Genomic DNA, 24,084 nt, shown 5'->3' with positions numbered 1-24,084 from the left:
ATGATGGATGTTAAAAATGTGAGTCGTAGAAGTTTTTTAAAAGGTCTAGGTTTGGCTTCAGGAGGTTTAATAATAGCTTCTGGTACAACGCTTTTTACAGGTTGTGAGCCAAAAGAAATAATAGAGTTTAATCCTAATTTATTTGTTCAGCTTAATTCTGATGGTAACCTAATTTTAGTAGCATCAAGATCAGAAATGGGACAAGGTGTACGTACTTCTCTAACGTCTGTTATTGCAGATGAGATGGAGGCAGATTGGGATAGAGTAAGTATTAAACAAGCTGTAGGTGATGCTAAATATGGCGATCAAAATACAGATGGCTCTAAAAGTGTACGTCTTTTGTATGAAGAAATGCGTAAAATTGGTGCTGCTACAAAAGCAGTTTTAATTGCTGCTGCTGCTAAAAAATGGGAGGTTCCTGCATCAGAATTAAAAGCAGAAAACCATTTTGTTATAAGTAATAGTGGTAAAAAAATAGGATTTGGAGAACTTGTAGAGGTAGCAAAAACTATAGAGGTTCCCAAAGATGTTGTTTTAAAAGATCCTAAAGATTTTAAATATATTGGTAAGTATTTACCAAGTAAGGATGTAGAAAACTTATCTAACGGAAGCGCTATTTTTGGTTTAGACAAGCGTTTAGATAATATGAAATTTGCGGCAATAAAACGTTGTCCTGTTACTTTTGGTACAGTAAAGTCTTTTGACAAAACTGAAGCCTTAAAAATTGCAGGTGTTATAGATGTTGTAGAAATTCCTAGAGTAGAAAAACCTTTTGGTCCTTTAGGTGGTGTGGCTGTTGTTGCTACAAATACTTGGGCAGCTTTTAAAGGTAAAGAGGCTTTAAAAGTAGAGTGGGATTTGGGTGATAACAAAGGTTATAACTCAGATGCTTATATGGAAGAGTTAACAGCTAACGTACATAAAAAAGGTAAGGTTGCTAAGTCTGTTGGTAATGTAGATGATGCATTTAAAAAAGCATCTAAAACAATAGAAAGTACCTACCAACTGCCACATTTGGTACATACGCCAATGGAGGTGCCTAATGCTGTTGCTTGGGTGCAAGGTGATAATTGTGAAATTTGGGCACCAACACAGGAGCCACAACGTACAAGGACTGAGGTTAGTGCTTATTTAAATACAGACGAAAAGAATGTTACTGTAAATGTGACATTTTTAGGTGGTGGTTTTGGTAGAAAATCTAAACCAGATTATGTGGTAGAAGCAGCAGCTATTTCTAAGGCAATTAATGCTCCTGTACAGGTTGTTTGGACAAGAGAAGATGATGTAAAACACGGATATTACCATACCGTAGCTGCACAATATATGAAAGGTGGTTTAGATAAAGACGGAAAAGTAACAGGTTGGTTGCATCGTTTTGCATTACCATCTATAGGTTCTACATTTTCTCCTGGTATTTTGCATCCTGCTCCGTTTGAAGCTTCAAGTGCAACTAATGTACCTTTTGAAATTCCTAATATGCAAGTAGAAACCGGTGAAGCGCCAGCACACGTTAGAATAGGTTGGATGCGTTCTGTTATAAATATTCCGCACGGTTTTGCAATAAATGTTTTTGCTGATGAATTAGCTAATGAGGCAGGAGTAGATCCGTTAGAGTTTAGGTTAAATTTAATTGGTAGTGACCGTATTGAAGATACAAAAAATGAATATAAATATGATACTGCTCGTTTAAAACACGTGCTAAAACAGGCTGCTAAAAATGCAGATTGGGGTAAAAAGTTACCAGAAGGTCATGCAATGGGACTTGCTGTACATTATAGTTTTTTATCTTATGTGGCTTCTGTAGTTGAGGTGTCTGTTATAAATAATAAAGTAAAAGTGCACAACATACATTCTGTTATAGATTGTGGCTTGGCTGTAAATAAAAATACAATTATTGCACAAATGGAAGGTGCTGCTATTTTTGGTATGTCTTTAGCTTTCTATGGTAAAATAACGGCTAAGGATGGTGCCATAGAACAAACCAATTTTGGTGATTATCAAATGTTACGTATGCCACAAGCACCAAAAATTCATGTAGAAATAGTAGAAAATAATGAAAAACCAACGGGTGTTGGTGAGCCAGGAGTACCTGTTATTGCGCCAGCAATTGTTAATGCAATTTTTAAAGCAACAGGAGATAGGTATAGAAGTTTACCATTAAAAGATCATAAGTTAGTGTAATTACCTATATTTAATTAAAATATAAAAAGGGGATAAGTTGTACAACTTATCCCCTTTTTTAATAAAAACTAACGTGTTATTTATTCCCAAACAACTGGTAAAAACACAGTCATTTCACTTTCTTTTTCATTGTTTCTGTTAGACCAAGCATAATAAGGAACAAAGGTTGTATTGTAAGTGTTCCACTCTGGTTTTTTTACTTTGTGATACATTTTATCTGCCTTACTAGCATCCTTACGTAGTAAAACGTTTCCTGTTATTGCAGATACTCCACCTAAAAAGTCTGGCCTGTACTCAGATTTTAGTTGGGACGCATCACCTTTAATAAATACATCTAAAATACTAGTGTCTTTAGGTAAATCTGCAGATTCTACACAATATATAAGAGGACCTCTTTTTATGGCTACTTGGTTACGTACTTCTTCAATACGTTCATGACCTTCTACAAAATTTATATCTAATGGCATTGCAACACGTATTACATCATCTTTTTTCCATTGTCGGGTAATAGTAGTAAACTCACCAGCTTTTACAGTAGCGTTAATCTCTTTGCCATTTACTAGTACTTTTGTGTTTTCTGCCCAATCCGGAATTCTAACAAGCACATCAAAAGGAGTGCTTTTACAGGCTTGCATTGTTATTTTTACATCTCCATTCCAAGGGTAAGCTGTTTCTTGTTTCAACTCTAACTTAGAGCCATCAGCAAGTGTTGTTTTTAATGTGTTACCACCATAAAGGTTTATAGCAATACCATTTTTAGATTTGCTATATGCCCAGCCAGATACTTTTGCAATTGTACGAACTAGGTTTGGAGGACAACAAAAACAGTCTAAATAAGCTTGTCTTGTTGGGAACTCTGTGTTCATTTTGTCATAGTCTCTAGAGCCGTGAATTACTCTAAGTGGATTAGCGTAGTAATACCTGTCTCCTTCTAAATTAATACCAGATAATGCACTGTTGTATAATACGGTTTCCATAATATCTGCATATTTAGATTCACCGTGTACGCCAAGCATACGATAGCTAAACATAGAGTTGCACACATTGGCGCAAGTCTCATTATATGCAGTCATATTTGGCATCATGTACTCGTCTATAAAACCTTCTTCAATCTTATCTCTATTAGTTGATGCTCCGTAGTGAGTTTGACCAACAGCACCGGTTACGTACATTTTTTTAAGTGCAACATTCATCCATAATTTATCTAAAGCATCAATTAAGGCTTGTTCTCCTGTTTCTGCATAAACATCTGCAGCTCCGGCATAATAATACAAGGCTAAAACCGCGTGGCCAACTGCTTCATCAGATTTACGTAAAGGTGTGCGCTCTTGCACCATATCTCCAATAGGATATCCTTTTGTTTCTGGTGTTTCTGCAACTTTATAAGATCCTCTGTTGTTAATAAATTTCTCTGCTAACTCTAAATAGCGTTTGTCTTTTGTTGTTCTGTACAATTCTACTAAGCCCATAATTTGTGTTTGGTTAAAACCAAAACGACCATATCGCTCATCATCTGTCATAAATAAGGAGTGTAACAAATCTGCGTGTTTAACAGCTATATCTAAAAAGTTAGTCTGACCCGTAATTCGGTAATGAATACAAGCACTAGTTAATAAGTGTCCAGAATTGTACATTTCATGAAACTTTCGGTTTTCATACCTAGAACGATCATCTTTTAACTGAATTTGAGTCTGTAGGTAGCCATCTTTTTCTTGTGCTTTTCCAATGATGTCAATATAACTATCTATTTCTTTTAATAAAGCTTCGTCTTTATTTTGTGCATAAACATACATTGTGGCTTCCATAAACTTATAAAAGTCACCATCGTGCCAATGCATACCTTTGTGTTCACCTTCTTTTAAGCCAGCAGCAATTTTAAAGTTGTTTAATGCGTGGCCAGTATCACCAGTTAGTAAACTTCGCATATAGGGAACCATTTTTGTTTCGGCAATTTTAAATTTATCTGCCCAAAAACCTTCTGTCCATTGGCAATCTCCCATATCTATACTTTTAAAAGCAACATGCGGACTATTGGCATTATTTATAATACCTGCGTTAGGATCTAAGTTTAGAGCTAGATCTTTACTTTCTGTATTTGCAGTTGCTTCCGGAATCTTTGCTTTTTTATCCTGTCCGCAAGAGGAAAGAACCAGAGCGCTAAAGGCTATAAGTGTAAATTGTTTCATATTTTAAAATTGAGTATAAGTTAGTTTGTTATTTGTTGTTTTTTTCAAATTGACGTTTCTCTTTTATTGGAGAGTTGTACTGTTGCATCTCTTTTTTTACTTTTTCGGGAGTTCTGTACCTATCCATACGGTCAATGTCGTAATTTTCAAAACTTCTTTTTAGCATCCAAAGTGGTCGTTGTAATGTAGACTCCCATTCAAACATTTTTTTAAACATAGATTTTACTTTTTCTGGATGTTTAAAAGCAATATTATTTAGTTCTGCAGTGTCTGTAGATAAATCATATAACTCTGCTGGTCTGTCTGCAAAACGTATTAATTTCCAGTCGCCTTCTCTATAGGCAAGTCTTACTTCTTTTTTCCAAAATAAGGTATTATGCGGTCTAGCATTATTTTCACCATTTATATATGGCAAAAGATTTACGCCATCTATGTCTTTTAAGTCTTCAGTTTTTCCACCTCCTGCTGCGTAAAAAGTAGGTAGTAAGTCTAGAGTGCTAACTGGGTAATTGTATACCGTTTTAGACTTTATTTGTTTTGGCCAACTTATTAAATAAGGCACTCTTATTCCGCCTTCTAAATGGTTAGATTTTGTGCCACTTAATGGTAAGTTTAAAGATGCATTTTTATCTGTTGGTCCGCCATTGTCGTTAGAGAAAACTATAATTGTGTTTTTATCTAAACCAAGTTCTTTTAATTTGTTTATTACTTTGCCACAAGCTCTGTCAAGTGCTAATGTCATAGCAGCTAGCTCTTTTCGTTTGCCATATAAATTAGGAAATTTTTCTAAATCTTCTGCTGTTGCTTGCATTGGTGTATGTACAGCATTAAAAGCTAAGTATATAAAAAAAGGATTGTCTTTGTTTTTCTGAATAAACGAAACAGCTTCGTTTGCCAAAGCATCGGTTACGTATTTGGTTGGCTCTTGGTAGTTGCCAAAACCTCTTTCCATTCTGTTGTCTAAATTGGCTTTAGAAACATCATTGTAGCCAAAGTAACTACGCGCACCACCTCTAAAACCATAAAACTCATCAAACCCTCTCTTAGTTGGGTGGTAACGGTCTGCATCGCCTAAATGCCATTTGCCATACATAGCAGTTTTGTACCCTAATTTTTTTAGGTAATCTGCAATTGTTAACTGGTCTAATGGTAAGCCCATGTCATCTGCCAAAAATTTAGAATTGGCACTCATATAGCCAGGAACGTTAATTTCCTCGTATCCAAAACGTTGTTGGTATTTACCTGTAATTAAGCCGGCCCTAGATGGTCCGCAGGTAGCATCTGTAACATAGCCTTGGGTAAATTTAGCTCCAGACTTTGCTAGCTTATCAAGGTTTGGAGTTTTCATTATTTTACTGCCTTGAAAACCAAAGTCTGCATAACCAGCATCATCAGAAAATAAGAAAACAATGTTTGGTTGTTTTTGCGCTTGTAGGTGTACAGCAATAAAAGTTAATAATAGATAAATAATACTTTTCTTCATTTGTATGTGTTTCACTATTAGTAATGAGTGAATTACAACAAATTAAAAGAAAAAAAAGGTAAAATGATTAAAGCAAATTACCTTGTTGTAACATTATTTTAACTCTACAGTAATAGATTTTTATTAAAATGGAGTTATTTACGGGTAGAGAGTTATTCTTTTACCTCCATAAATTCTACAGGAGCTCCGTTGTGTTTTATAAAAGCAACGCGTACACCTTCTCCAGGAGAAAAAGTATCAACTAAAATGTCTTTACCTTTTAAGGCATCTTCCATATTATCTACAAAATAAGCAACGTGTGGTATGGTGCGCATTAACTTTGGCATTGGGCTATCAGCATCAAATTTTACCCATTCTATATTGTACTCGTCTTTATCAAACTCTGTGTAGTGTATTTTTCCTGGTTCGTAAAAACCGTCCCATTCTTTTTCTTCTGTAGTTGGTATTCCAATATGACTAAACTTGTATTCCATATTTTTTTTATAAATGTTATTTAATCGATTTAATTAAAAACTGAAAACTGTATTCACCAGATTTAAGCCTGTATTCTGTTAGTAAATGTGATAAAGTGCCACCTAATCCTGTTTGCTTATAATCTATATTAAGTGTGTAGAAATCTTCTTTTTTTAATTCAAATGGATGTTTTGCCATCTCTATATTATTTGCAGAGTACGGCCAAATTGAAAAACTAAATTCAGGATTTCCTGTAATTTCTAAGCCTGTTTTTTGGTTGTTAGTTAGTTTTAGCCAGCGTGTTTCTGTTCTGTTTCCGTTTTCTTGTGGTAAAACATAATTTGTAAACATAGCATCTGTTTTAGATTGGTATTCTCCTACTTCAGAATTTCGTTTTCGATCACTATAATTTTCAAACGGGCCATTGCCATAATAAGCGGTTTTCTTCAGTTGTTTATTAATGCCCATTGTTAAGCCAATTCTAACTGGTTCTGGTAAAGTTGTGTCTGCTTTTACATTAAAATTCACGGCTATTGTTGCATCACTATAAAATGTATAATTGGTGTTAAAACTAAGTTTATTACTCACAAATTGATTGGCTGTAACTGTAATGCGTTTTTTGTTTTTAGAGCTAATTTTTGTTTCTGAGGTTTTAATATTGTCTGCTATGTTTTTCCAAAATTGGCGCCCTTTTTTTAAAACTTTATTGCTGGCTCCTCTTATGTCATTATCTATTGGTGGTCTGTAAAAATTAGGTTTTAAAGGAGAAGTTATTTGTTCTATACCTTTAATTTTGTACGATGTTAACAACCCTTTGTCTTTGGTTATAACTGCTGTAAAATTATAACCAGTAATAGTAAAAGCATCGTTGCTTTCTAAAGCGTTGATATTTTTGTTAGAGGTTGATGTGTAATTTTGAATAGATTTTTTAGCCTGTAATAGCAGTTGTTCTTTAGCTATTTCATACCCTTTTTTAACCCATAAGCGATCTGCTTTTTCGTGAAGTGATATACGTAGCCAGTAATCTGAATTAGGGTTAGTTTTTTTATTGTTGAATGGTATTGTGACTATTGCTGATGACGATGCAGGAATATCTTGTTTTGGAAGTTCTCCAGATTGAAGCTCTTTTCCGTTTTCTGATAACGCCCATTTAATAACGTACTTGTCTAAATTTGTAAAGGCAAAACGATTTATAATTCGTACTTGCTTATTTTGTAAATCTACAGCCTCAAAAGCAACCGGTTGAAAAACATATTTTGCTTCCCAAGCGTGTGGATTTGGAGTTCTGTCTGAGGCAAAAACACCGTTAATACAAAAGTTATGGTCATTAGGAGTTTCTCCGTAATCGCCGCCATAAGCGTAAAAGGTATTGCCATTTGGATCTTTTTTCTCTAATCCTTGGTCTACCATATCCCAAATAAAACCGCCAATTAAGTTTGGTTTAGCTCTAATAATATCCCAAAACTCACCTAAACCGCCCATAGAATTTCCCATAGCGTGCATATACTCGCACATAATTATAGGTCTGTTTATGTATGCACTGTTTGCAAGGTTTTCTAGTTGAGATTGATCTGGGTACATTCTACTAATGACATCCACAAATGCAGGGTCTGTTGGGTTTGCCATAGATGGCCAGTTGTTAGATTTGTAACCAGCGTCTTCTATATAGGCAGAATTATTTGGGTCTCCTTGTGCACCTTCATAATGAATAAACCTAGACGAATCATAATCTCTGACCCAAGATGCTGCTGCTGCAAAAGCCGGACCAGTACCAGACTCATTACCTAATGACCAAGAAATAATGCTAGGGTTGTTTTTATCGCGCTCTACCATACGGTACACTCTGCTTAAAATAGGAGCTGCCCAAGAAGGTGAATACGGTATAAAACTGCCTAAATGGTGACATTCTATATTGGCTTCTGCCATTACGTAAATGCCATACTCATTACAAAGTTCTAGAAAATAAGGATCATTTGGGTAGTGGGATGTGCGTACTGCATTAAAATTAAACTGTTTTAGTAGCTCTACGTCTTTACGTAAATCTGCTCTGCTTAGTGCTTTTCCATTTTTTGGATGGTGATCATGTCTATTTATACCCATAATCTTTAAAGGCTTTCCGTTAATTAATAACTCATTTTTAGCACTAAAATCTACAGTTCTAAATCCTATTTTTTGACTTCTAGATTCTACTACATTTCCACTAGGATCTTTAACGGTTAAAACAACGGTATACAAGTACGGGTTTTCTGCAGACCATTTGTTAGGCCTTTTAATGTTAGCCTCTAACAAAGCAAATTTAGGGATGTCTCTAGGTGGCCAACGTTCGTTGTAAATTTTGTCTACGTTTACAGATAAGTCTTTGTTTAGTACTTTTTTATTATCTGTATTATATAGCATAGCTGTAACAGTATAGCCTTTTAAATTATCTTGGTTTTCTTTAACCCAAACTTTAGGTCTAATTTGTAATTTTGCATCTTCAATATTAGCATCAAACTTGGTTTTTATATAAAAATCATTAATAGCAATTTTTGGTTGTGCTAATAATAAAACCTCACGGTGTATGCCGCTTAGTCGCCACATATCTTGATCTTCTAAGTAGCTGCCATCACTCCACCTAAAAACTTGAACGGCAACTCTATTTTTAACTCCCTTTTTTATGTAGTTAGTAATGTCAAATTCGGCAGCTAAACGGCTTCCTTGGCTGTAGCCTACTTTTTTACCATTTACCCAAACATAAAATGCAGATGAAACTCCACCAAAGTGTAATATTATAGACTGATTATTCCACTCTTTAGGAACCTCAAAATCTCTATAATAACTACCAACAGGATTATCTCTATAAATCTTAGGAGGCTTTGGAGGTTGTGGTCCTTTCCAATCATACTTTAAGTTAGGGTCTTGTATGTTGGGTGTAAAAGGGTACGTAATATTTGTGTAAATGGGTTGCCCGTACCCTTTTAATTCCCAGTTAGATGGAACTGGGATATCTACAAAGTCATCACCTTTAAAATTTGTAGCAACAAAATCTGTTGGTCTATCTATAGATTTAGCTGTGTATTTAAATTTCCAGATACCATTTAGAGACTTTACTTTGGCTGTTTCTCTGTTACCTTTTAAGGCATCATTTTCATTATTATAAGAATAGCTAGCAGCACGAGCCTCCATTTTATTTATTTCAAAAATATGCTCGTTTTCCCAATCATTTTGCGCTGTTACGCTTTGCGCAACTACAAAAAGTAAAAGCACAAGTGTTAATCCGTGTCTCATAAAAATGCTTAAAATGCCTTAGTAATTAGTTTTCTAACAAACTAACTTGGTAGCTTCCTTTGTTAATTTCTCCGTTTTCTCTGGTAACATAATAGCCATAACCAGGAATTGTTTGTCCGTTTTCTATTTTTTGGTCTACATTACCTACGTTAACAATTACAGTAGTTCCATTAGAAAATTTTGTACGTTGCACTTTAAAATCTTTACTTAAGTATTCGTGACTTTCTAATTCGGCATAAAATGTTTCTTTGTGTATTGGAGCTACTAATTTGTTAGCCATTTTAATCATACTAGACATACCGTCAAACTCATACGGAGCAAAGAAAATAGTTGTTCCTCTACCAAAAAGTATGCTGCGTAATGACTTTATTCTAAAATCACCATTGTTAGTAACCTCGTTATCTGGATCTTGTATTTTTCCAAAAACAGCAATAGCATCATGGTATACAAGATTAAAAAGTGGAGCCTTTTTAGAAATAGTAGAAAGTGGAGGATTGCCAAGATAAGTTAAGCCTTCAAACATATCAAAATAAGGAATCCAAGCTTCTTGGCCGTGTTCTGTTCCGTTTACAAGGTTTAAAGAGTCTATGTATTTGGCAAGAGCAATACGCCCTTCTTTTCCTTTTTCTCTATATGCAGCAAACGTAATATCTGTAATATCTGCTTTTAAGTTTAATGCTTTTATTTCTTCAGTGATGTGTTTTTTTGCCAAACCTAATTGGTATTTACTATCTACACGTGCCCATCTGCTATTAGTTTCTTGTAATTTACCGTTAGCATCTTTCCACATAAATTCGGTAGAAAAATCTGGATCGTTCTCTAATAGAGCAGAGTAGGAGTGGTATGAAGAGTATAAGTAACCATATTTGTTAGTTAAATCTACCGCTTCTTTAAGTTTTTTAACACCACCAAGTTCTTCACTTATTGGCCAGTTGTTAGGTACGTAGTTAGAGAAAGTTCCCCAGGCGTGTATAAAAGCATTGTCTACTTTTAGAGTGTCGTGTATTGTAGTAATCATATTTTTTAAATCATCAAAAGTAAAAGCCATACCTGGCATATTTACATAATGAGGGTAGCCACCATAAATACCAAAGTAGATAGAGCCTGGCAGTTTATCTACATCTGGATTTCTTGCTAGTTTATCTCTTAAAGAAACAAAATGACCACGTTTTTTAGCTTCTTTTCTGTATTCTTTAGCCATATCTACATAATCTCCCTTAGGAATAAAAGAGTAAGTTATGCCTCCAATTGTTTGGTTAGGTGTTGATATGTCCCATACGGGATCTAAAAACTGTACTCTTTGGTAGTTAGACATTTTACCCTTTGCATTAAATAAGTACTGACCGTTATTATTAATGTTAAAAAATAATTTTGGTCTTACGTCTTTGTCAATAATACCAACTACTGCAGATTTTTTATTGTAGGTTCCCCACCATGGCATAGATAAGCCTGTACCGTTATTAAAAAGCTCTAAAGTACCTATAGATTTATTATTATATGTGGTATCATCCCATTTACAAAAACGACCACCATTCATAGGGAAAATATAAGACGGACAGATGATGCCTTGCTTTTGTGGTATGACAGCGGCACCTATATCTTTATCTGTTTTTAAGCTAAAGTAGCGAGATGGATACCTTAGATTTATTAGTTTATGATTGCTAGATTTGTAGCTTATAATTTCTGCTCTTAGTTTAGATGTTTTAGGATCTAAACTTAATTTAGTTTGTAGTGTTACATCTTTAGCTATAGAGCCATCTCTAAAAGCAGGATTGGTAAATGTTATTACAACCGTATTTTTATCTTTTTTGGTAAGTTCTATTTTTTTACTGTTAGATATATTTACTGTTTGCTTAGTTTTTTTACTATCTGTAAGTGTTAGTAAACCAGCAGCATTTTCCCAAGGATCTGGATTCCATATTTGACCAGAAGTTTTTTCAATTACAGTAAAGTTACCTGTAGTACCATCTACGGTAATTTTTACGTTGCTATCTTCTAGTGTTATTGCTTTTTGAGCGTGTAAAAAACTGGAGTGTACCAATAGGATAGCACAGGTTAAGAGTATTTTTTCAATAATTTTCATAGTTTGGTTTTTATAGTTCTCAATTATAAATATGCTTTAATCTCTGCTTTAATGTTTTTAAAATGTTCTGCCAAACCATTAAAATCGTTTTGTTTAATAAGTTCTTTGTTTAATAAGGAGCTTCCCATACCAACACCAGTAGCACCTGCGGCAAAAAACGAAGCAATATTTTCTTTAGTAACACCACCAGTAGGTAGTACTTTTATATTATTTAAAGGTGCTAGTATATCTTTAACAAAAGTAGGACCTAGCTGCGTTGCAGGGAAAATCTTTACGGCAGAAGCTCCCAAAGACCAAGCTTTGTAGATTTCTGATGGAGAATAAGCGCCCGGAAAAATAGGAACGTCATCTGCTACAGCTTTTTTTATAACTTCTTCATTAATTACAGGGGTTACAATAAATTGCGCACCTGCTGCAATAGCATTATTATAATCTTCTACAGAGCAAACTGTACCGGCACCAACATTTAAATTTGGGAACTTGTTTCTTATTTCTGTAATTATTTCTGAAGCTCCAATGGTGTTCATAGTAATTTCTATAGTAGATAAACCAGCCAAAACATATGCGTTTGCAATGCTAATAACAGTATCTAAGGGTAATCCTCGTACAATACCTACAATTGGTGCTTTACTATGTGATTTCCAATTAAAAGGATGTTTAGTTTTCATATTGAAGTAGTATTTTCTTTTGGCCAATTAAAAGTGCATTTTCTAATGTTTTATCATTAAAAAGAATTAATTGATCTTGTGTTATAATTTGTTGTAACGCAATTTTATATAAACTAAAAACAGGATCGGGTGCTACTAAAAATATGTTTTCTTCATTATTTTTTAGATAGCTAATTTCATCACCAATAAGGAGTCCGCTTAAAAAATAAAAGTTTTCTTCTTTGGTTGATGTTTGAAGTAAATCCTTTGCTCTAATTGAAAATAAACTAGCGCTTAATTGTCCTTTTAGCCCAAGTTGTACACCTTCTAAAAAAGAAGTTATTATTAAAGTTGAAGAGTTTAGATTAACTGAGTTTGCTAAGATGCTTTTTTTAGAGATCACTTCAAATAACTCACCTGTCATATAATTTTTTAGATGCGTATAAATTCCGTTATCATATGTTAGGTGTTTGCTATGCGTACCAGGTAATAACAGAATTCCTTTTTTATAAGGGTTTAGTTGTTGTTCTAACCCTACTGCTTGTACTTCTTCACCACGCATCATCCCAAAATTTGTTTTGGCTCCAGAGATTAACAATACCTCTAAGTTGTTGTTAAAAACTAGGTGTTTCCAAATTAAATTTTTGCCATTTGTATTTAAAGGAAAGTCGGCATAATTAAGCTCAAATAAACCAATGTTAGAAGAGGCCATACCTGCCGCAATTATAATATAGTTTTGATACTTTTTGGGTAAAAGTAAAATTTGTGTTTTAAGGTAGTCTGCAAAAAACTGTGTTTGTTCTTTATCTCTTTGTTTTAAGAATTTTTCATAGAGAGATTTTATTCCACAGTCTGTTTTATGTTCAGCAACAATACTAAGCGTAGCTGTTTCTACAACACGTAACCTAAAGTTAGATGTTCCCCAATCACAACTAATAAAATAATCTGGTGCTGCCATTAGTTTAGTGCTTTAGAAACTCTTTTTTTAATTAGATAATCATCTAGAGCATATGTAGAGCAGTCTACACCAATTCCGCTGTTTTTTACACCGCCGTGAGGTAAATAAATATCGTATTTTACACCGTTAAGTTGTACTTCTCCAAACTCTAATTTGCTAGAAAAATAAGCAAGAGTTTCATCGTTTTTAGAGAATACGTAAGATGCCAAACCGGCATCTGTATTGTTTGCTAATTCTATAACTTCTTCTTTTGTTGTAAATGGAACAATTAGTGCTACAGGACCAAAAATTTCATGTTGTAAAATTTCTGGGTTAGAGTCTTTAAATGTTATTACTGTAGGCTCAAAATAATAACCGGGTTGGTCTATTGCTTTGCCGCCATAATGTATTTCTCCCCCTTGGTTAACAGCTTCTGTAACTATGCTTTGTACTTTGTTTACAGATTGCTTGTTGGTTAAGGGGCCCATTTGTGGTTTATTTTCTTTGCCAAAACCAATGGTTGTACTTTTAAATTTGTTTACAATGCCTTCTGTAAATTTTTTGATAACAGAAGTGTGAATGTAAAACCTGTTTGGAGCAACACATATTTGTCCTGTATTGCCAACTTTTAATGCGGCACCAATATTTATTGCAAGTTCTAAATCTGCATCGTCAAAAACAATAAAAGGAGCATTGCCACCGCACTCCATACTGTATCTTTTTATAGAAGTTTTACTGCTTTGCTCTATTAATTTTTGTGCAGTTTCTGTAGAGCCAATCATTGTTATTAAACGTGGAATTTTACTTTCGCATAGCGGAATGCCAACATCAGATACATCACCACAAATAACAGTAACAACACCTTTAGGAAAATTAATCTCGTGACAAATTTCTCCTATAATGTATGCAGATAAAGGTGAAAATTCAGATGGTTTAAGTATAATGCTGCAACCGGCAGCTAACGCAGGACCTAGTTTAAAACCTAAATTTAGTAAAGGAAAATTATAAGCCAAAAAGGCTACAGCAACACCAAGAGGTTGTGAAACAATTTTATGTTCGTGAGAACCTTCTTTATCTTCAATTTTTATGTCATGGCGTTTAGTAATTTCCTTAGAGTAATATTCTAGAGAATTGGTGATACTTGTAAGGTCTTCCTCGCTTCCTTCCCAAGTTTTCCCCATTTCATGCATAATACTACTGCGTAGTAAGTCGCTTTTTTCTAGTATTTTATTTCTTAGCTTATCTATCCAGTTTAAACGTTCTTTTAATGGTAGTTTAGACCAGTGTTTAAATCCTTCTTCGGCAGTCTGTAGCGCTAATTTTGTGTCTTCTTTACTAGCCCAAGCAATATTAGCTACTGGTTTTTCATCGGCAGGACATATTACATCAAAAGACGCTCCGTTAGAAGCATCTTTTAATTCGCCATTTATATATAGTTTTTTATTACCGAATTTTAAATCTTTTTTCATTTTGATGTATTTCTTTATCAAGGTATTTTTCTAATTCATCCATATTTACATCTACGCCTAAACCAGGGGTGTTAGGAACGCACAATAGTCCGTTGTTTACGGTAAGGTCACACTTTGTAACTATATCTCTCAATGCATTTTCAGACCTGTCTAATTCCATAGTTGGTAGGTCGTTATACATTCTTCCCGGATTTTTATCTAGATTGCCTACAAAATGTGCAGCAGCGCTAATGGCAATCCAAGTTCCCCAAGAGTGTGGTACAATATCTTTGTTAAATGCTTGGGCTAGGGTTGCAATTCTTTTTGCTTCAGTCAGTCCTCCAGAGGCACAAATGTCTGGTTGTGCAATATCTACACACTCTTTTTCTAGTAGCCTTTTAAATCCAAATTTTAGGTACTCACACTCGCCACCAGCAATTGGTATTGTAGTGTTTTCTCTTAATCTTCTGTAGCCGTTATAATCTTCAGGAGAAACTGGTTCTTCAAACCATGAGATATTGTATTTTTCTACTCTTCGGCAAAGTTCTATTGCTTCTTGGTAGCTATATGCGTGGTTTGCGTCAATCATTAGTCTAACATCATTACCAATTGCTTTGCGTATGGCTGCTACATATTTTACGTCTTCCTCAATGCTTAAGCCTACTTTCATTTTAATGGCTTTAAAACCTTGAGATTTATAAAGCTTTGCTTCTTCAGTAAGTACTTTTTCTAAATTGTCTACTCTTGTAAAATATAGTCCAGTTGCATAAGGTTGTATGGTAGGGTTTTTTAATCCGCCCAATAAAACGGCTACAGATTTATTTAGTAGTTTACCTTTTATATCCCACAGCGCTACATCTATTGCACTTAATGCGGCTTGTAAGCTTCCGCTTCGGGCATAATCCATAGATCTTCGGTACATTTCTTGCCATAAAACTTCGTTTTCAATGGCTTGTTTTCCTATAAGAAAAGGAGTAAAAAATTCTATACCGGCTTTAATTACACCTGCTGGGCCATAACCCTCTCCCCAGCCATAGGTGCCATCTTCTAAGGTTATTTTTACAAGACAAATTTTTCTTGTATTGTATTGCCATTGAGAAAAGTAAAAAGGAGTATCCAACTCGTGGCTGATTACGTAAGGTTCTATGTGTTTAATTTTCATACCAAATTGGATTTTTTTTCAAGTAAAAAAGCAGAACGGCTTTAGAACTGTGTTTTATAGTTAATTGGTTTGTTTTAGTAGTTTGCGTATCCTAAAATGCAAATAGCAGAAATAAGTACAGCTAGTCCGCCTAAAAGAATTTTAAAAGGGCCTTTGGCATTATTCCATTCTCCAGATCTATATGCCCAAATGTTACTTATTATTAATGCTAAACCTAATAAAATTGGCCATCCAATAACAGGACCTAAATCTCCCATTAAAGCAGCTCCTTGGCCATAAACACCAAGAGCGGCAAACCAAAATATACCTGTGGCAATAGCCCACATATATGCTTTTTTGCTATTTTTTACTTTAAAAGAATTCCAAGTTTTATTTTTAGCAAGTCTGTAAATAGCATAACCGCCGTTCATAGCAAATGCTCCAATTAAAACAACTACCCAAGACGCTAAACTTGCATTTTGTGCACTAGTACCATAACTGTCTACTGCTATTTTTGCAACAGGAGCAGCATTAGAAAAACCTACGTTTAAAAAAGCCGATAATACGCCAGAAGCTACAGCAATTAATACGCCTAGTTTTATAGATTTATTGGTAGATGACTCATTATTGCCTTTAAGTTTATCTCTTTTAACGCCAGCTATTGCGGTAATACCTACGCCTACTAATAGCAGAGCTACGCCTACTAATATAATTGGGAAAGATGGTTGCGAGAAAGCGCCGTCAATTTGAAATAGAGGAATAATACATCCCATAGATGCTGCTAATCCCATTACAATACCATAGGTTATAGAGATTCCTGTTTTTTCTACACTTACTCCAAAAAGTATACCTCCAATTCCCCATAAAAAACCATAAAGAGAGGCTGTCCAAAAAGTGCTAGCGTCTACATTGGCCAATACACTAAATAAATCAGGAATTACAATTAATGCCCAAATTACAGGAACAAAAATCATAGCAATAAATGCTTGTACTAACCACCAAGCTTCCCATTTTAGTGGTGCTATATATTTCATTCCTAATCCAAAGGTTCCTTGGAAAAAACTTGCAAATACAACAAGTATAATTGCTAGCGTGTATGTGTCCATTATTATGTGGTTTTTGTGTTAGTTGATTTGGATGAAGTGTGTGTTGGTAATAGGTTCTTCATCCTTGTTACACAAAGAAACCCTAATATTAAACGTACATATTGAAGAATTTTACCTTAGAGCAGCATTATTTTACCCTATAAGCACAAAATTGACAATTGTTTTATTTTCTAGTAAGTATGTAGACAATAAATACCATTAATCCGCCAGATAAAGAAACAATAGCAGTAAGTAAGCTAAATGACTTTAGGAGTTTTGGTACAGATACTTGGTGTATTTCTTTAAACAACCAAAAGAAGCTGCTGTTTACGTGAATAATTCCTAAAGAGCCTGCGCAAATTGCAGCTGTAGTAAAGGCAGGTTCTAAAGTACCGTTACTAATTAATGGGGCAACAATAGATGCTGTTGTTATTAAAGAAACAGTTATAGATCCTGTAACTGTTGTAAACAGCATGCTTAGTGCAAATGGCACAATTATACCCATAGATGAAATTGAGTCTGTGCTTGTAAATAGGTCGCTAACAATACCAGTATCTTTTATAACTTGACCAAATGCACCACCAGTTCCTGTAATTAAAATAACAATAGCGGTTTTAGACCCTGCAGTATTAAAGTAATTGTTTAGCTTGGTTGAAAAATTCTTTTTTCCAAGTAATGGTAATGCAAATAAAATACCAATTAGTAAGGCCCAAATAGGATTTTTTATAAACGATATTAATTGGTTTTCTTCTTTGAAAATAGTGCCAATAGACATTAAAAGTAACGGAATTAATAATGCGGCAAAAGGGAGTGTTTTTTTATAGCCTGTTAGAACCTTTTTTTTAGTTTGATTTAGTTTGCTGTTATCTATTTTGTTAGTTATTTGAAGGTTTTTTTTATTAAATTTTAGCCAAGCTAAGCCTCCTAGTATTGCAGCAATAGCAACTATAACGTTTAGTGGAATAATTGTGCCTACATTAATGTTAAAAGCTGCTGCAACTGCTAGTGGTCCTGGAGTAGGGGGTATTAGTGCATGAGCAACTGTTAGACTTATTGCTAAAGATAAGCCAAGTACTAAAATAGAGTGTCCAGACTTTTTAGATAAAACATGTAATGTTGGTAGTAAAGTTAAGTAGGCAACGTCCATAAAAACAGGAATTCCTATTAAAAAACCTATAACAGCCATACTTAAGGGTAGGTATTTGGTGCCAAATAAACCAATGATACTATCGGCAATAACGTCAGACCCGCCTGTGTTAGATAATATTTCTCCTAGTAAAGCTCCAAAAAGTATAATTAAACCAATCCATTTTAATGTGTTGCCAAATCCGCTTAGTAAGCTTTCGGTTACAACGGTAACAGATTCTCCTGTTGCTAACCCCAATATGAGTCCAAAAACAAGTAACGCTGGTATTGGGTGTACTTTAAAAACGGTAACAGTTACAATTAATAAAATAATGCAGATTATTAATATAATTAGGGCAGACATAAGTAAGATGTTTGTTTTTTAATGGATCAAATATAATAGCAAGAAATGATTTTTGATATCGCACTCTTACCTAATAGTAGCATTATTATACCTTTTTAAAGTGTGTGCTTTTATTAGCTTATGATGCAGATATTCTTTGGTTGTATTTTTCCATATATTCAGATGGTGTAACCTTCATTAAGGTTTTAAACTGCCTATTAAAGTTTGTTAAAGTATTAAAGCCAGATTGGTAGCAGACAGTAGAGATTTGCATTTCTCCTTCAATTAATAATTTACAAGCGTGTCTTAATCTAATTTCATTAAGGTATTGTGTAAAAGATTTTTTAGTTCTTTTTTTAAAGTATCTGCAAAATGCATTTGGAGTCATAAAAGCAATTGAAGATACCTCTTCTAGTTCTATTTTTTTGTCAAAATTTTCAGTTAAGAACGTAATTACTCTTGCCATACGATCTTTTTCGTTTTTGTTGTATGTGTTTGTTATAACCTCTGTGCATAGTGGTTTGTAGTTTTCGCTAACAGATAATATATCTAGTATTTTTAGTAATCCAATAATTCTAGAAAGACCTTGATTTCCTACTAATCCAAGGATGTGGTTGTGTACAAGGTAGGTTGCAGCTTTAGAAAATTGCAGTCCCATATTTGCTTTCTGAAAAAGAGTTTGTAGTCTTTTTGCTTCTGCTAAATCTAAAAAATCTGAACCAAGAAAATCGTTTTCAAATTTAATAACAATTAAATCTACGGCTTCATCTTCTAGTTTGTCCGCATAATATTCTTTATGATTTTTAAATAGATGAGGAACGTTGCTTCCTATTAAATATAGTTCTCCTGGGGCAAAATTTCCAATAGAGTTACCTACGTATCTAGTGCCTGTGCTTTTAATAAAATAAATTAACTCTAGCTCTTTATGAAAGTGCCAATTTTGTTCTATACAAGGCATTCTGTCTTGGCGAGCAAGAAAAGAATTTTCGGGTCTTTTCTCTGTTTGTTTATACGTTAATTTCATAGTAAGATAGTATTAAAATCTTAAAAAACAGGAGGTTGTTTTCTTTTGATTAGATCATAAATATAGAAAATTAACCTTAAATAATTTAAAAATTAAAATTTTAGGTAAAATAGTGTTAGGTGGTTAGGTGTGGTAATTTGTTATGTTGTTTTAACTAGAAAAAACTATTCTTTAGGGTGTTTAAAAGGTGTTGCCACTTGTTTGTTGCCTGTGAATGAGAGCTTGTATTGCGATTCTAATTTAGTGACTATGCTGTTCACTTGATTAAAAAATTGTAAATTTCGCCTAGAATTCAGTTTTTATGCAAAGAGCAGCTTTAATTCTTATGATATTTCTTTGTGTTTCTTGCGATTTTTTTGATTCTAGAGCCGAAAAAACTCAGAAGATAATAGAACAAGAAATGGGAGGTATAGATTGGAATGCTATAGATCAATTTCCGTTGTTTGAAGGGTGTGATGAACTCGCTTCAAAAGAAGTTCAAAAAAAGTGTTTTGAGGAGATGTTGTTGTTACATTACTCGGAGATTTTAGGGGATTTTGAGTTTGTTTTAGATAGAAAAATAAAAGATACCATACGCATAGATGTATTAATAGATAACAAGGGTTTAATTTCTATTTTGCATATAGAACAAGACTCTATTGTTAATAGTCAAATACCAGGTTTTAATGGTATAATTACTCGTGGTATTAAAAGCCTACCAAAGTTAAAACCAGCTCTAAAAAGAGGAATTCCTGTAAAAGCTAAGTTTAGAATTCCGTTAGTAATAAATACCAAATAGCAAATTAGTGTCTAAAGAGAGAATTATTTTAGGAGTAGATCCTGGAACTACAATTATGGGTTTTGGCATCATAAAAGTGGTAGGAAAAAAAATGGAATTTTTGCAAATGAATGAGCTTTTATTGCAAAAATATAAGGATCCGTACACTAAATTAAAACTTATTTTTGAGCGTACCATAGAGCTTATTGATACGTATCACCCAGATGAAATGGCTTTAGAGGCTCCGTTTTATGGTAAAAATGTACAGTCAATGCTAAAGTTGGGTCGCGCACAAGGAGTTGCTATGGCGGCAGGTTTGTCTAGGCAATTAACGGTAACAGAGTATATGCCCAAAAAAATAAAAATGGCAATAACAGGTAATGGTAATGCTAGTAAAGAGCAAGTGGCTGGTATGTTGCAAAATATGTTGGGATTAAAAGAATTACCTAAAAATTTAGATGCTACAGATGGTTTGGCAGCTGCGGTTTGTCATTATTACAATAGCAATAAAATAGATACTGGTAAAAGTTATTCTGGTTGGGATTCTTTTGTGAAGCAAAACCAAAGCAGAGTAAAAAAATAACAAAATGGCTGGTATTTATATTCATATTCCTTTTTGTAAACAAGCTTGCCATTATTGTGATTTTCATTTTTCTACCACAATGGGTAAAAAGGAGGAAATGCTTCAGGCAATTTCTAAAGAACTTATTTTACGCAAAAGCGAGTTTGCAAATACTAACGTAGAGACTATTTATTTTGGTGGAGGTACACCGTCTGTTTTAGATACAGAAGAAATAAATCAACTTATAAAAACAGTTTATGCTAATTACAATGTTATTGGTAATCCAGAGATAACTTTAGAGGCTAATCCGGATGATTTATCAACCTTAAAAATTGAACAATTAGCAGCTTCTAAGGTAAATAGACTTAGTATTGGAGTGCAGTCTTTTTTTGAAGATGATTTAAAACTGATGAATAGGGCGCATAATGCTAACGAAGCAGAAGATTGTATAATTGAAGCGACAAGGCATTTTTCTAATATTACTATAGATTTAATTTACGGTATTCCTGGGATGAGTAATAATAAGTGGAAGCAAAATATAGATAAAGCTCTGTCTTTTGGTTTGCCACATATCTCTAGTTATGCGCTAACGGTAGAGCCTAAAACAGCCTTGGAGAAATTTATAAAAAAGGGAGAAATAGCACCAGTTAAAGATAGTGTTGCCCAAGAGCACCATAAAATATTGGTAAAAGAATTGGCTAAAGAGGGTTTTGTAAATTATGAGTTTTCTAACTTTGGAAAACCAGACTATTTTTCTAAAAATAATACTGCATATTGGTTGGGTAAAAAATATTTAGGTGTTGGCCCGTCTGCACATTCTTTTAATGGGGAAAGTAGAAGTTGGAATGTGAGTAATAATCCTAAATATATTAAAGCCATTGCTTTAAATGATTTGCCTAAAGAAGTAGAAGAATTGTCTGTTGTAGATAGGTATAATGAGTATGTTATGACCGGTTTGCGAACGATTTGGGGAGTTTCTCTGCAAAAGGTAGAGGAAGATTTTGGGTTAAAATATGTGGTTTATTTAGAAAAAGAAGCAAATAAAAAAATTGAAAAAGGTTTGTTGCAACTTAAAAACAATACGCTTTTAGTAACAGCAAAAGGTAAATTTTTAAGTGATGGTATAGCAGCAGATTTATTTATTGTTAACTTATAAAATTAATACAGAAAGAGATTTATGAAGGCAGTTATTACGGTAAGAACAAAAAAATATTCAATAAATTTAAATGATGCGTTAGATATTAGTATGCCCTTAAAAGGTAATGAGTCTAATGTAAACGCTTGGTATGTTGGTGCGCCAGTTATAGAGCCACATACAGATGGTGATTTTGTTGGTTTGGTAAGCGAGGGTTCATCTGTAAACTTTAAAAATATAAGTTTTAATCCGCATGCGCACGGTACGCATACAGAATGTGCGGGTCATATTACAGAAAAATTTATGTCTGTAAATCAAAAATTAAAACAATTTTTCTTTTTAGCAGAGGTTATTACTATAGCTCCAGAAAAAATGGGAGACGATTTTGTAATTTCTAAAAAGCAATTGCAATATGCTTTGGGTAAAAAAAAGCGAGAGGCAGTTGTAATACGTACAATTCCTAATTTGTCAGATAAAATTAACGCGCAGTACTCTAATACAAACCCGCCTTATATGTTAGAAGAAGGAGCTGCGTTTTTAAAGGAAAAAGGAGTAGAGCATTTACTTATAGATTTGCCTTCTGTAGACAAGGAAAAAGATAATGGACTATTGGTTTCGCACAGGGCTTTTTGGAACTTTAGTGGTAAAATTAGGGAGAATGCTACTATAACAGAATTTATATATGTTGCTAATACTATAGAGGATGGTACATATTTTTTAAATTTGCAAGTAGCTCCTTTTGAGAATGATGCAAGCCCTAGTAGGCCAGTTTTGTATAAAATTGAAGAGTAGTACAATGTTGCAAAGTACTTTTTAGTAATACTTAAAATAAAAAATGGATAGTTTAATAGAGGTTTTTTTAGGGTTAATTTTGGGTGCTATACTTATGTATTGGGTGTACTCTTTTTTTAGAACTAAAAAAACAAAAGAAGTTACGCATACACAGTCCACTGTTTTATTAGAAAAGATAAAAAGGGTTTGCAAGTTAATTTCTGTAGAAGGAGATTTTGCAGAGGTGTATCAGTACCATAATACCAAGGAGCATTTTATGAGCTTGGTGAGTAGTAAAAAAAAGGCATTAGTAATTATTAATGCTAAGGTTCAAATTGGGTACGACTTAAAAAAGATTCTTTTAAATGCAGATGATGTAAAAAAGAAAATTGTGCTTACAAATTTTCCAGAACCAGAAGTGTTGTCTGTTTCTCCAGAGCTTCAGTTTTATGATATTAAAAACGGATTATTTAACTCGTTTTCACCTGAAGATTTAACTAATGTTAATAAGGAAGCTAAAGAACATATTTTACACAAAATACCTGTGAGCGGATTGATGGATACTGCGCGTAAAGAAGCTATAGAAGCTATTCTTTTGATAGAGACAATAGTGCAAACTATTGGTTGGTCTTTAGATTATTCTGCTTTAAAAATAGAAAACAAGCAAGAGGTTAAGCATATAGAAAAAGAGATAAATAAGTAAATAAAATATTTATGAAGGTTGATAGTAATAATTTTGAGCCAACATTTGTGCATAACGTATATTTTTGGTTAAAAAATCCAAATAGTGAAGATGATAAAAAAGTATTTAAAACGTCTTTACGTAAGTTTTTAGATGCTTCAAAATATGCAAACACTAATTTTATTGGGGTGGCACCAAATGCAACAAGAGATGTTGTAGATGGTAGTTTTACTTTTAGTTTATTAGTGTCTTTTACATCGGTAGAAAATCAACAAAAATACCAAGATGAAGAGGCTCACTTAACTTTTATAGAGGAGTCTGCTCATTTGTGGGATAAGGTTGTTGTGTATGATTCTACAACAATTTAAGTTTTGGGTATATGAACATAGAGGACTTTAGGGCGTATTGTTTAACTAAAAAAGGAATTACAGAAGAGTTTCCTTTTGATGAGCGCACTTTGGTTTTTAAGGTTATGGGAAAAATGTTTGCCTTGACTTCTTTAGAGAGATTACCTCCTCAGGTAAACTTAAAGTGTAATCCAGAACGTGCTGTGGTATTGCGTGAAGAGTATGACGAAGTTATTATTCCTGGTTTTCATATGAATAAAAAGCATTGGAATACAATAGAAATAGAGCGTGTTTCTCCTGTAGTGTTAAAAGAATTAATAGATCATTCCTATGACCTGGTAGTATCTAAACTTACCAAAAAACAACAAGCAGAATTAGAAAAATTAGAAGAATAACAAATATCTTTACTAATTCTAAAATTTTTACC

General features: G+C 33.7%; 20 protein-coding genes. 8 read left to right on the top strand and 12 right to left on the bottom strand.

Going from position 1 to position 24,084, the window contains the following annotated elements:
- Entirely contained in the window at positions 1 to 2,181 is a 2,181-nt protein-coding gene (locus AX016_RS01715; RefSeq protein ID WP_100893959.1) for a xanthine dehydrogenase family protein molybdopterin-binding subunit, read from the top strand.
- Between the two features lie 80 nt (positions 2,182 to 2,261).
- On the opposite strand, the gene AX016_RS01710 is transcribed toward AX016_RS01715, so the two are convergent.
- The 12 genes from AX016_RS01710 to AX016_RS01655 form a co-directional block, all read right to left on the bottom strand.
- Positions 2,262 to 4,367, bottom strand: coding sequence for a glycoside hydrolase family 127 protein (locus AX016_RS01710; protein WP_100893958.1), 2,106 nt, complete (start codon positions 4,365 to 4,367; stop codon positions 2,262 to 2,264).
- A gap of 28 nt (positions 4,368 to 4,395) precedes the next feature.
- Positions 4,396 to 5,850 (bottom strand): sulfatase, encoded by a 1,455-nt coding sequence (locus AX016_RS01705; protein WP_100893957.1) that lies wholly within the window; start codon positions 5,848 to 5,850, stop codon positions 4,396 to 4,398.
- 152 nt (positions 5,851 to 6,002) lie between these two features.
- Positions 6,003 to 6,323: a hypothetical protein gene (locus tag AX016_RS01700; protein WP_100893956.1), complete on the bottom strand. Its 321-nt coding sequence runs from the start codon at positions 6,321 to 6,323 to the stop codon at positions 6,003 to 6,005.
- Positions 6,324 to 6,339: 16 nt separating this feature from the next.
- Positions 6,340 to 9,570: a glycoside hydrolase family 2 TIM barrel-domain containing protein gene (locus AX016_RS01695; protein ID WP_100893955.1), complete on the bottom strand. Its 3,231-nt coding sequence runs from the start codon at positions 9,568 to 9,570 to the stop codon at positions 6,340 to 6,342.
- Positions 9,571 to 9,595: 25 nt separating this feature from the next.
- Positions 9,596 to 11,653, bottom strand: coding sequence for a DUF5696 domain-containing protein (locus AX016_RS01690; protein ID WP_100893954.1), 2,058 nt, complete (start codon positions 11,651 to 11,653; stop codon positions 9,596 to 9,598).
- 23 nt (positions 11,654 to 11,676) lie between these two features.
- The gene (locus AX016_RS01685; RefSeq protein WP_100893953.1) at positions 11,677 to 12,321 is read right to left on the bottom strand and encodes a bifunctional 4-hydroxy-2-oxoglutarate aldolase/2-dehydro-3-deoxy-phosphogluconate aldolase; all 645 of its coding nucleotides are present in this window, start codon (positions 12,319 to 12,321) and stop codon (positions 11,677 to 11,679) included.
- Complete coding sequence (locus AX016_RS01680; protein WP_100893952.1) at positions 12,311 to 13,258, bottom strand: 2-dehydro-3-deoxygalactonokinase; 948 nt, start codon at positions 13,256 to 13,258, stop codon at positions 12,311 to 12,313. Before AX016_RS01680 ends, AX016_RS01685 begins: the two co-directional genes overlap by 11 nt.
- A complete protein-coding gene (locus tag AX016_RS01675) occupies positions 13,258 to 14,706 on the bottom strand; it encodes an aldehyde dehydrogenase family protein (protein ID WP_100893951.1) in 1,449 nt (482 codons plus the stop codon). Before AX016_RS01675 ends, AX016_RS01680 begins: the two co-directional genes overlap by 1 nt.
- The gene (locus AX016_RS01670) at positions 14,681 to 15,847 is read right to left on the bottom strand and encodes a mandelate racemase/muconate lactonizing enzyme family protein (protein ID WP_100893950.1); all 1,167 of its coding nucleotides are present in this window, start codon (positions 15,845 to 15,847) and stop codon (positions 14,681 to 14,683) included. Before AX016_RS01670 ends, AX016_RS01675 begins: the two co-directional genes overlap by 26 nt.
- 74 nt (positions 15,848 to 15,921) lie before the next feature.
- Positions 15,922 to 16,932 carry an L-rhamnose/proton symporter RhaT gene (locus AX016_RS01665; protein WP_100893949.1) on the bottom strand — a complete coding sequence of 337 codons (1,011 nt, stop codon included), beginning with the start codon at positions 16,930 to 16,932 and terminating at the stop codon, positions 15,922 to 15,924.
- Positions 16,933 to 17,095: 163 nt separating this feature from the next.
- Positions 17,096 to 18,400: a GntP family permease gene (locus AX016_RS01660; RefSeq protein WP_100893948.1), complete on the bottom strand. Its 1,305-nt coding sequence runs from the start codon at positions 18,398 to 18,400 to the stop codon at positions 17,096 to 17,098.
- A gap of 118 nt (positions 18,401 to 18,518) precedes the next feature.
- Positions 18,519 to 19,403, bottom strand: a complete 885-nt coding sequence (locus AX016_RS01655; protein ID WP_100893947.1) for an AraC family transcriptional regulator — start codon at positions 19,401 to 19,403, stop codon at positions 18,519 to 18,521.
- Positions 19,404 to 19,728: 325 nt separating this feature from the next.
- Between AX016_RS01655 and AX016_RS01650 the strand changes: the two genes are divergently transcribed.
- The 7 genes from AX016_RS01650 to AX016_RS01620 are packed head-to-tail and all read left to right on the top strand — an operon-like array spanning position 19,729 to position 24,052.
- A complete protein-coding gene (locus AX016_RS01650) occupies positions 19,729 to 20,181 on the top strand; it encodes a hypothetical protein (protein WP_232732583.1) in 453 nt (150 codons plus the stop codon).
- Positions 20,182 to 20,188: 7 nt separating this feature from the next.
- Positions 20,189 to 20,743: a crossover junction endodeoxyribonuclease RuvC gene (gene ruvC, locus AX016_RS01645; protein WP_100893945.1), complete on the top strand. Its 555-nt coding sequence runs from the start codon at positions 20,189 to 20,191 to the stop codon at positions 20,741 to 20,743.
- 4 nt (positions 20,744 to 20,747) lie between these two features.
- Complete coding sequence (gene hemW / locus AX016_RS01640; RefSeq protein ID WP_100893944.1) at positions 20,748 to 21,878, top strand: radical SAM family heme chaperone HemW; 1,131 nt, start codon at positions 20,748 to 20,750, stop codon at positions 21,876 to 21,878.
- A gap of 21 nt (positions 21,879 to 21,899) precedes the next feature.
- Positions 21,900 to 22,649, top strand: coding sequence for a cyclase family protein (locus AX016_RS01635; RefSeq protein ID WP_100893943.1), 750 nt, complete (start codon positions 21,900 to 21,902; stop codon positions 22,647 to 22,649).
- Between the two features lie 43 nt (positions 22,650 to 22,692).
- Positions 22,693 to 23,331, top strand: coding sequence for a DUF4230 domain-containing protein (locus tag AX016_RS01630; RefSeq protein ID WP_100893942.1), 639 nt, complete (start codon positions 22,693 to 22,695; stop codon positions 23,329 to 23,331).
- An 11-nt stretch (positions 23,332 to 23,342) separates the two neighbouring features.
- Entirely contained in the window at positions 23,343 to 23,678 is a 336-nt protein-coding gene (locus AX016_RS01625) for a Dabb family protein (protein ID WP_100893941.1), read from the top strand.
- Positions 23,679 to 23,689: 11 nt separating this feature from the next.
- Positions 23,690 to 24,052 (top strand): MmcQ/YjbR family DNA-binding protein, encoded by a 363-nt coding sequence (locus AX016_RS01620; protein ID WP_100893940.1) that lies wholly within the window; start codon positions 23,690 to 23,692, stop codon positions 24,050 to 24,052.
- The last annotated feature ends 32 nt before the right edge of the window (positions 24,053 to 24,084 follow it).

This window comes from Cellulophaga sp. RHA19, assembly GCF_002813425.1.
Classification (GTDB): Bacteria; Bacteroidota; Bacteroidia; order Flavobacteriales; family Flavobacteriaceae; genus Cellulophaga.
The sequence above is the reverse complement of the archived record's forward strand: the minus strand, read 5'-3'. Positions and strand labels throughout refer to the sequence as shown.

Coding starts and splice junctions, on each gene's coding strand:
- AX016_RS01670 (WP_100893950.1), bottom strand. CDS start 15,847: ATGAAAATTAAACACATAGAACCTTACGTAATCAGCCACGAGTTGGAT.
- AX016_RS01700 (WP_100893956.1), bottom strand. CDS start 6,323: ATGGAATACAAGTTTAGTCATATTGGAATACCAACTACAGAAGAAAAA.
- AX016_RS01685 (WP_100893953.1), bottom strand. CDS start 12,321: ATGAAAACTAAACATCCTTTTAATTGGAAATCACATAGTAAAGCACCA.
- AX016_RS01625 (WP_100893941.1), top strand. CDS start 23,343: ATGAAGGTTGATAGTAATAATTTTGAGCCAACATTTGTGCATAACGTA.
- AX016_RS01675 (WP_100893951.1), bottom strand. CDS start 14,706: ATGAAAAAAGATTTAAAATTCGGTAATAAAAAACTATATATAAATGGC.
- AX016_RS01695 (WP_100893955.1), bottom strand. CDS start 9,570: ATGAGACACGGATTAACACTTGTGCTTTTACTTTTTGTAGTTGCGCAA.
- hemW (WP_100893944.1), top strand. CDS start 20,748: ATGGCTGGTATTTATATTCATATTCCTTTTTGTAAACAAGCTTGCCAT.
- AX016_RS01680 (WP_100893952.1), bottom strand. CDS start 13,258: ATGGCAGCACCAGATTATTTTATTAGTTGTGATTGGGGAACATCTAAC.
- AX016_RS01715 (WP_100893959.1), top strand. CDS start 1: ATGATGGATGTTAAAAATGTGAGTCGTAGAAGTTTTTTAAAAGGTCTA.
- AX016_RS01705 (WP_100893957.1), bottom strand. CDS start 5,850: ATGAAGAAAAGTATTATTTATCTATTATTAACTTTTATTGCTGTACAC.
- AX016_RS01620 (WP_100893940.1), top strand. CDS start 23,690: ATGAACATAGAGGACTTTAGGGCGTATTGTTTAACTAAAAAAGGAATT.
- AX016_RS01690 (WP_100893954.1), bottom strand. CDS start 11,653: ATGAAAATTATTGAAAAAATACTCTTAACCTGTGCTATCCTATTGGTA.
- AX016_RS01660 (WP_100893948.1), bottom strand. CDS start 18,400: ATGTCTGCCCTAATTATATTAATAATCTGCATTATTTTATTAATTGTA.
- AX016_RS01635 (WP_100893943.1), top strand. CDS start 21,900: ATGAAGGCAGTTATTACGGTAAGAACAAAAAAATATTCAATAAATTTA.
- AX016_RS01630 (WP_100893942.1), top strand. CDS start 22,693: ATGGATAGTTTAATAGAGGTTTTTTTAGGGTTAATTTTGGGTGCTATA.
- AX016_RS01665 (WP_100893949.1), bottom strand. CDS start 16,932: ATGGACACATACACGCTAGCAATTATACTTGTTGTATTTGCAAGTTTT.
- AX016_RS01710 (WP_100893958.1), bottom strand. CDS start 4,367: ATGAAACAATTTACACTTATAGCCTTTAGCGCTCTGGTTCTTTCCTCT.
- AX016_RS01655 (WP_100893947.1), bottom strand. CDS start 19,403: ATGAAATTAACGTATAAACAAACAGAGAAAAGACCCGAAAATTCTTTT.
- AX016_RS01650 (WP_232732583.1), top strand. CDS start 19,729: ATGATATTTCTTTGTGTTTCTTGCGATTTTTTTGATTCTAGAGCCGAA.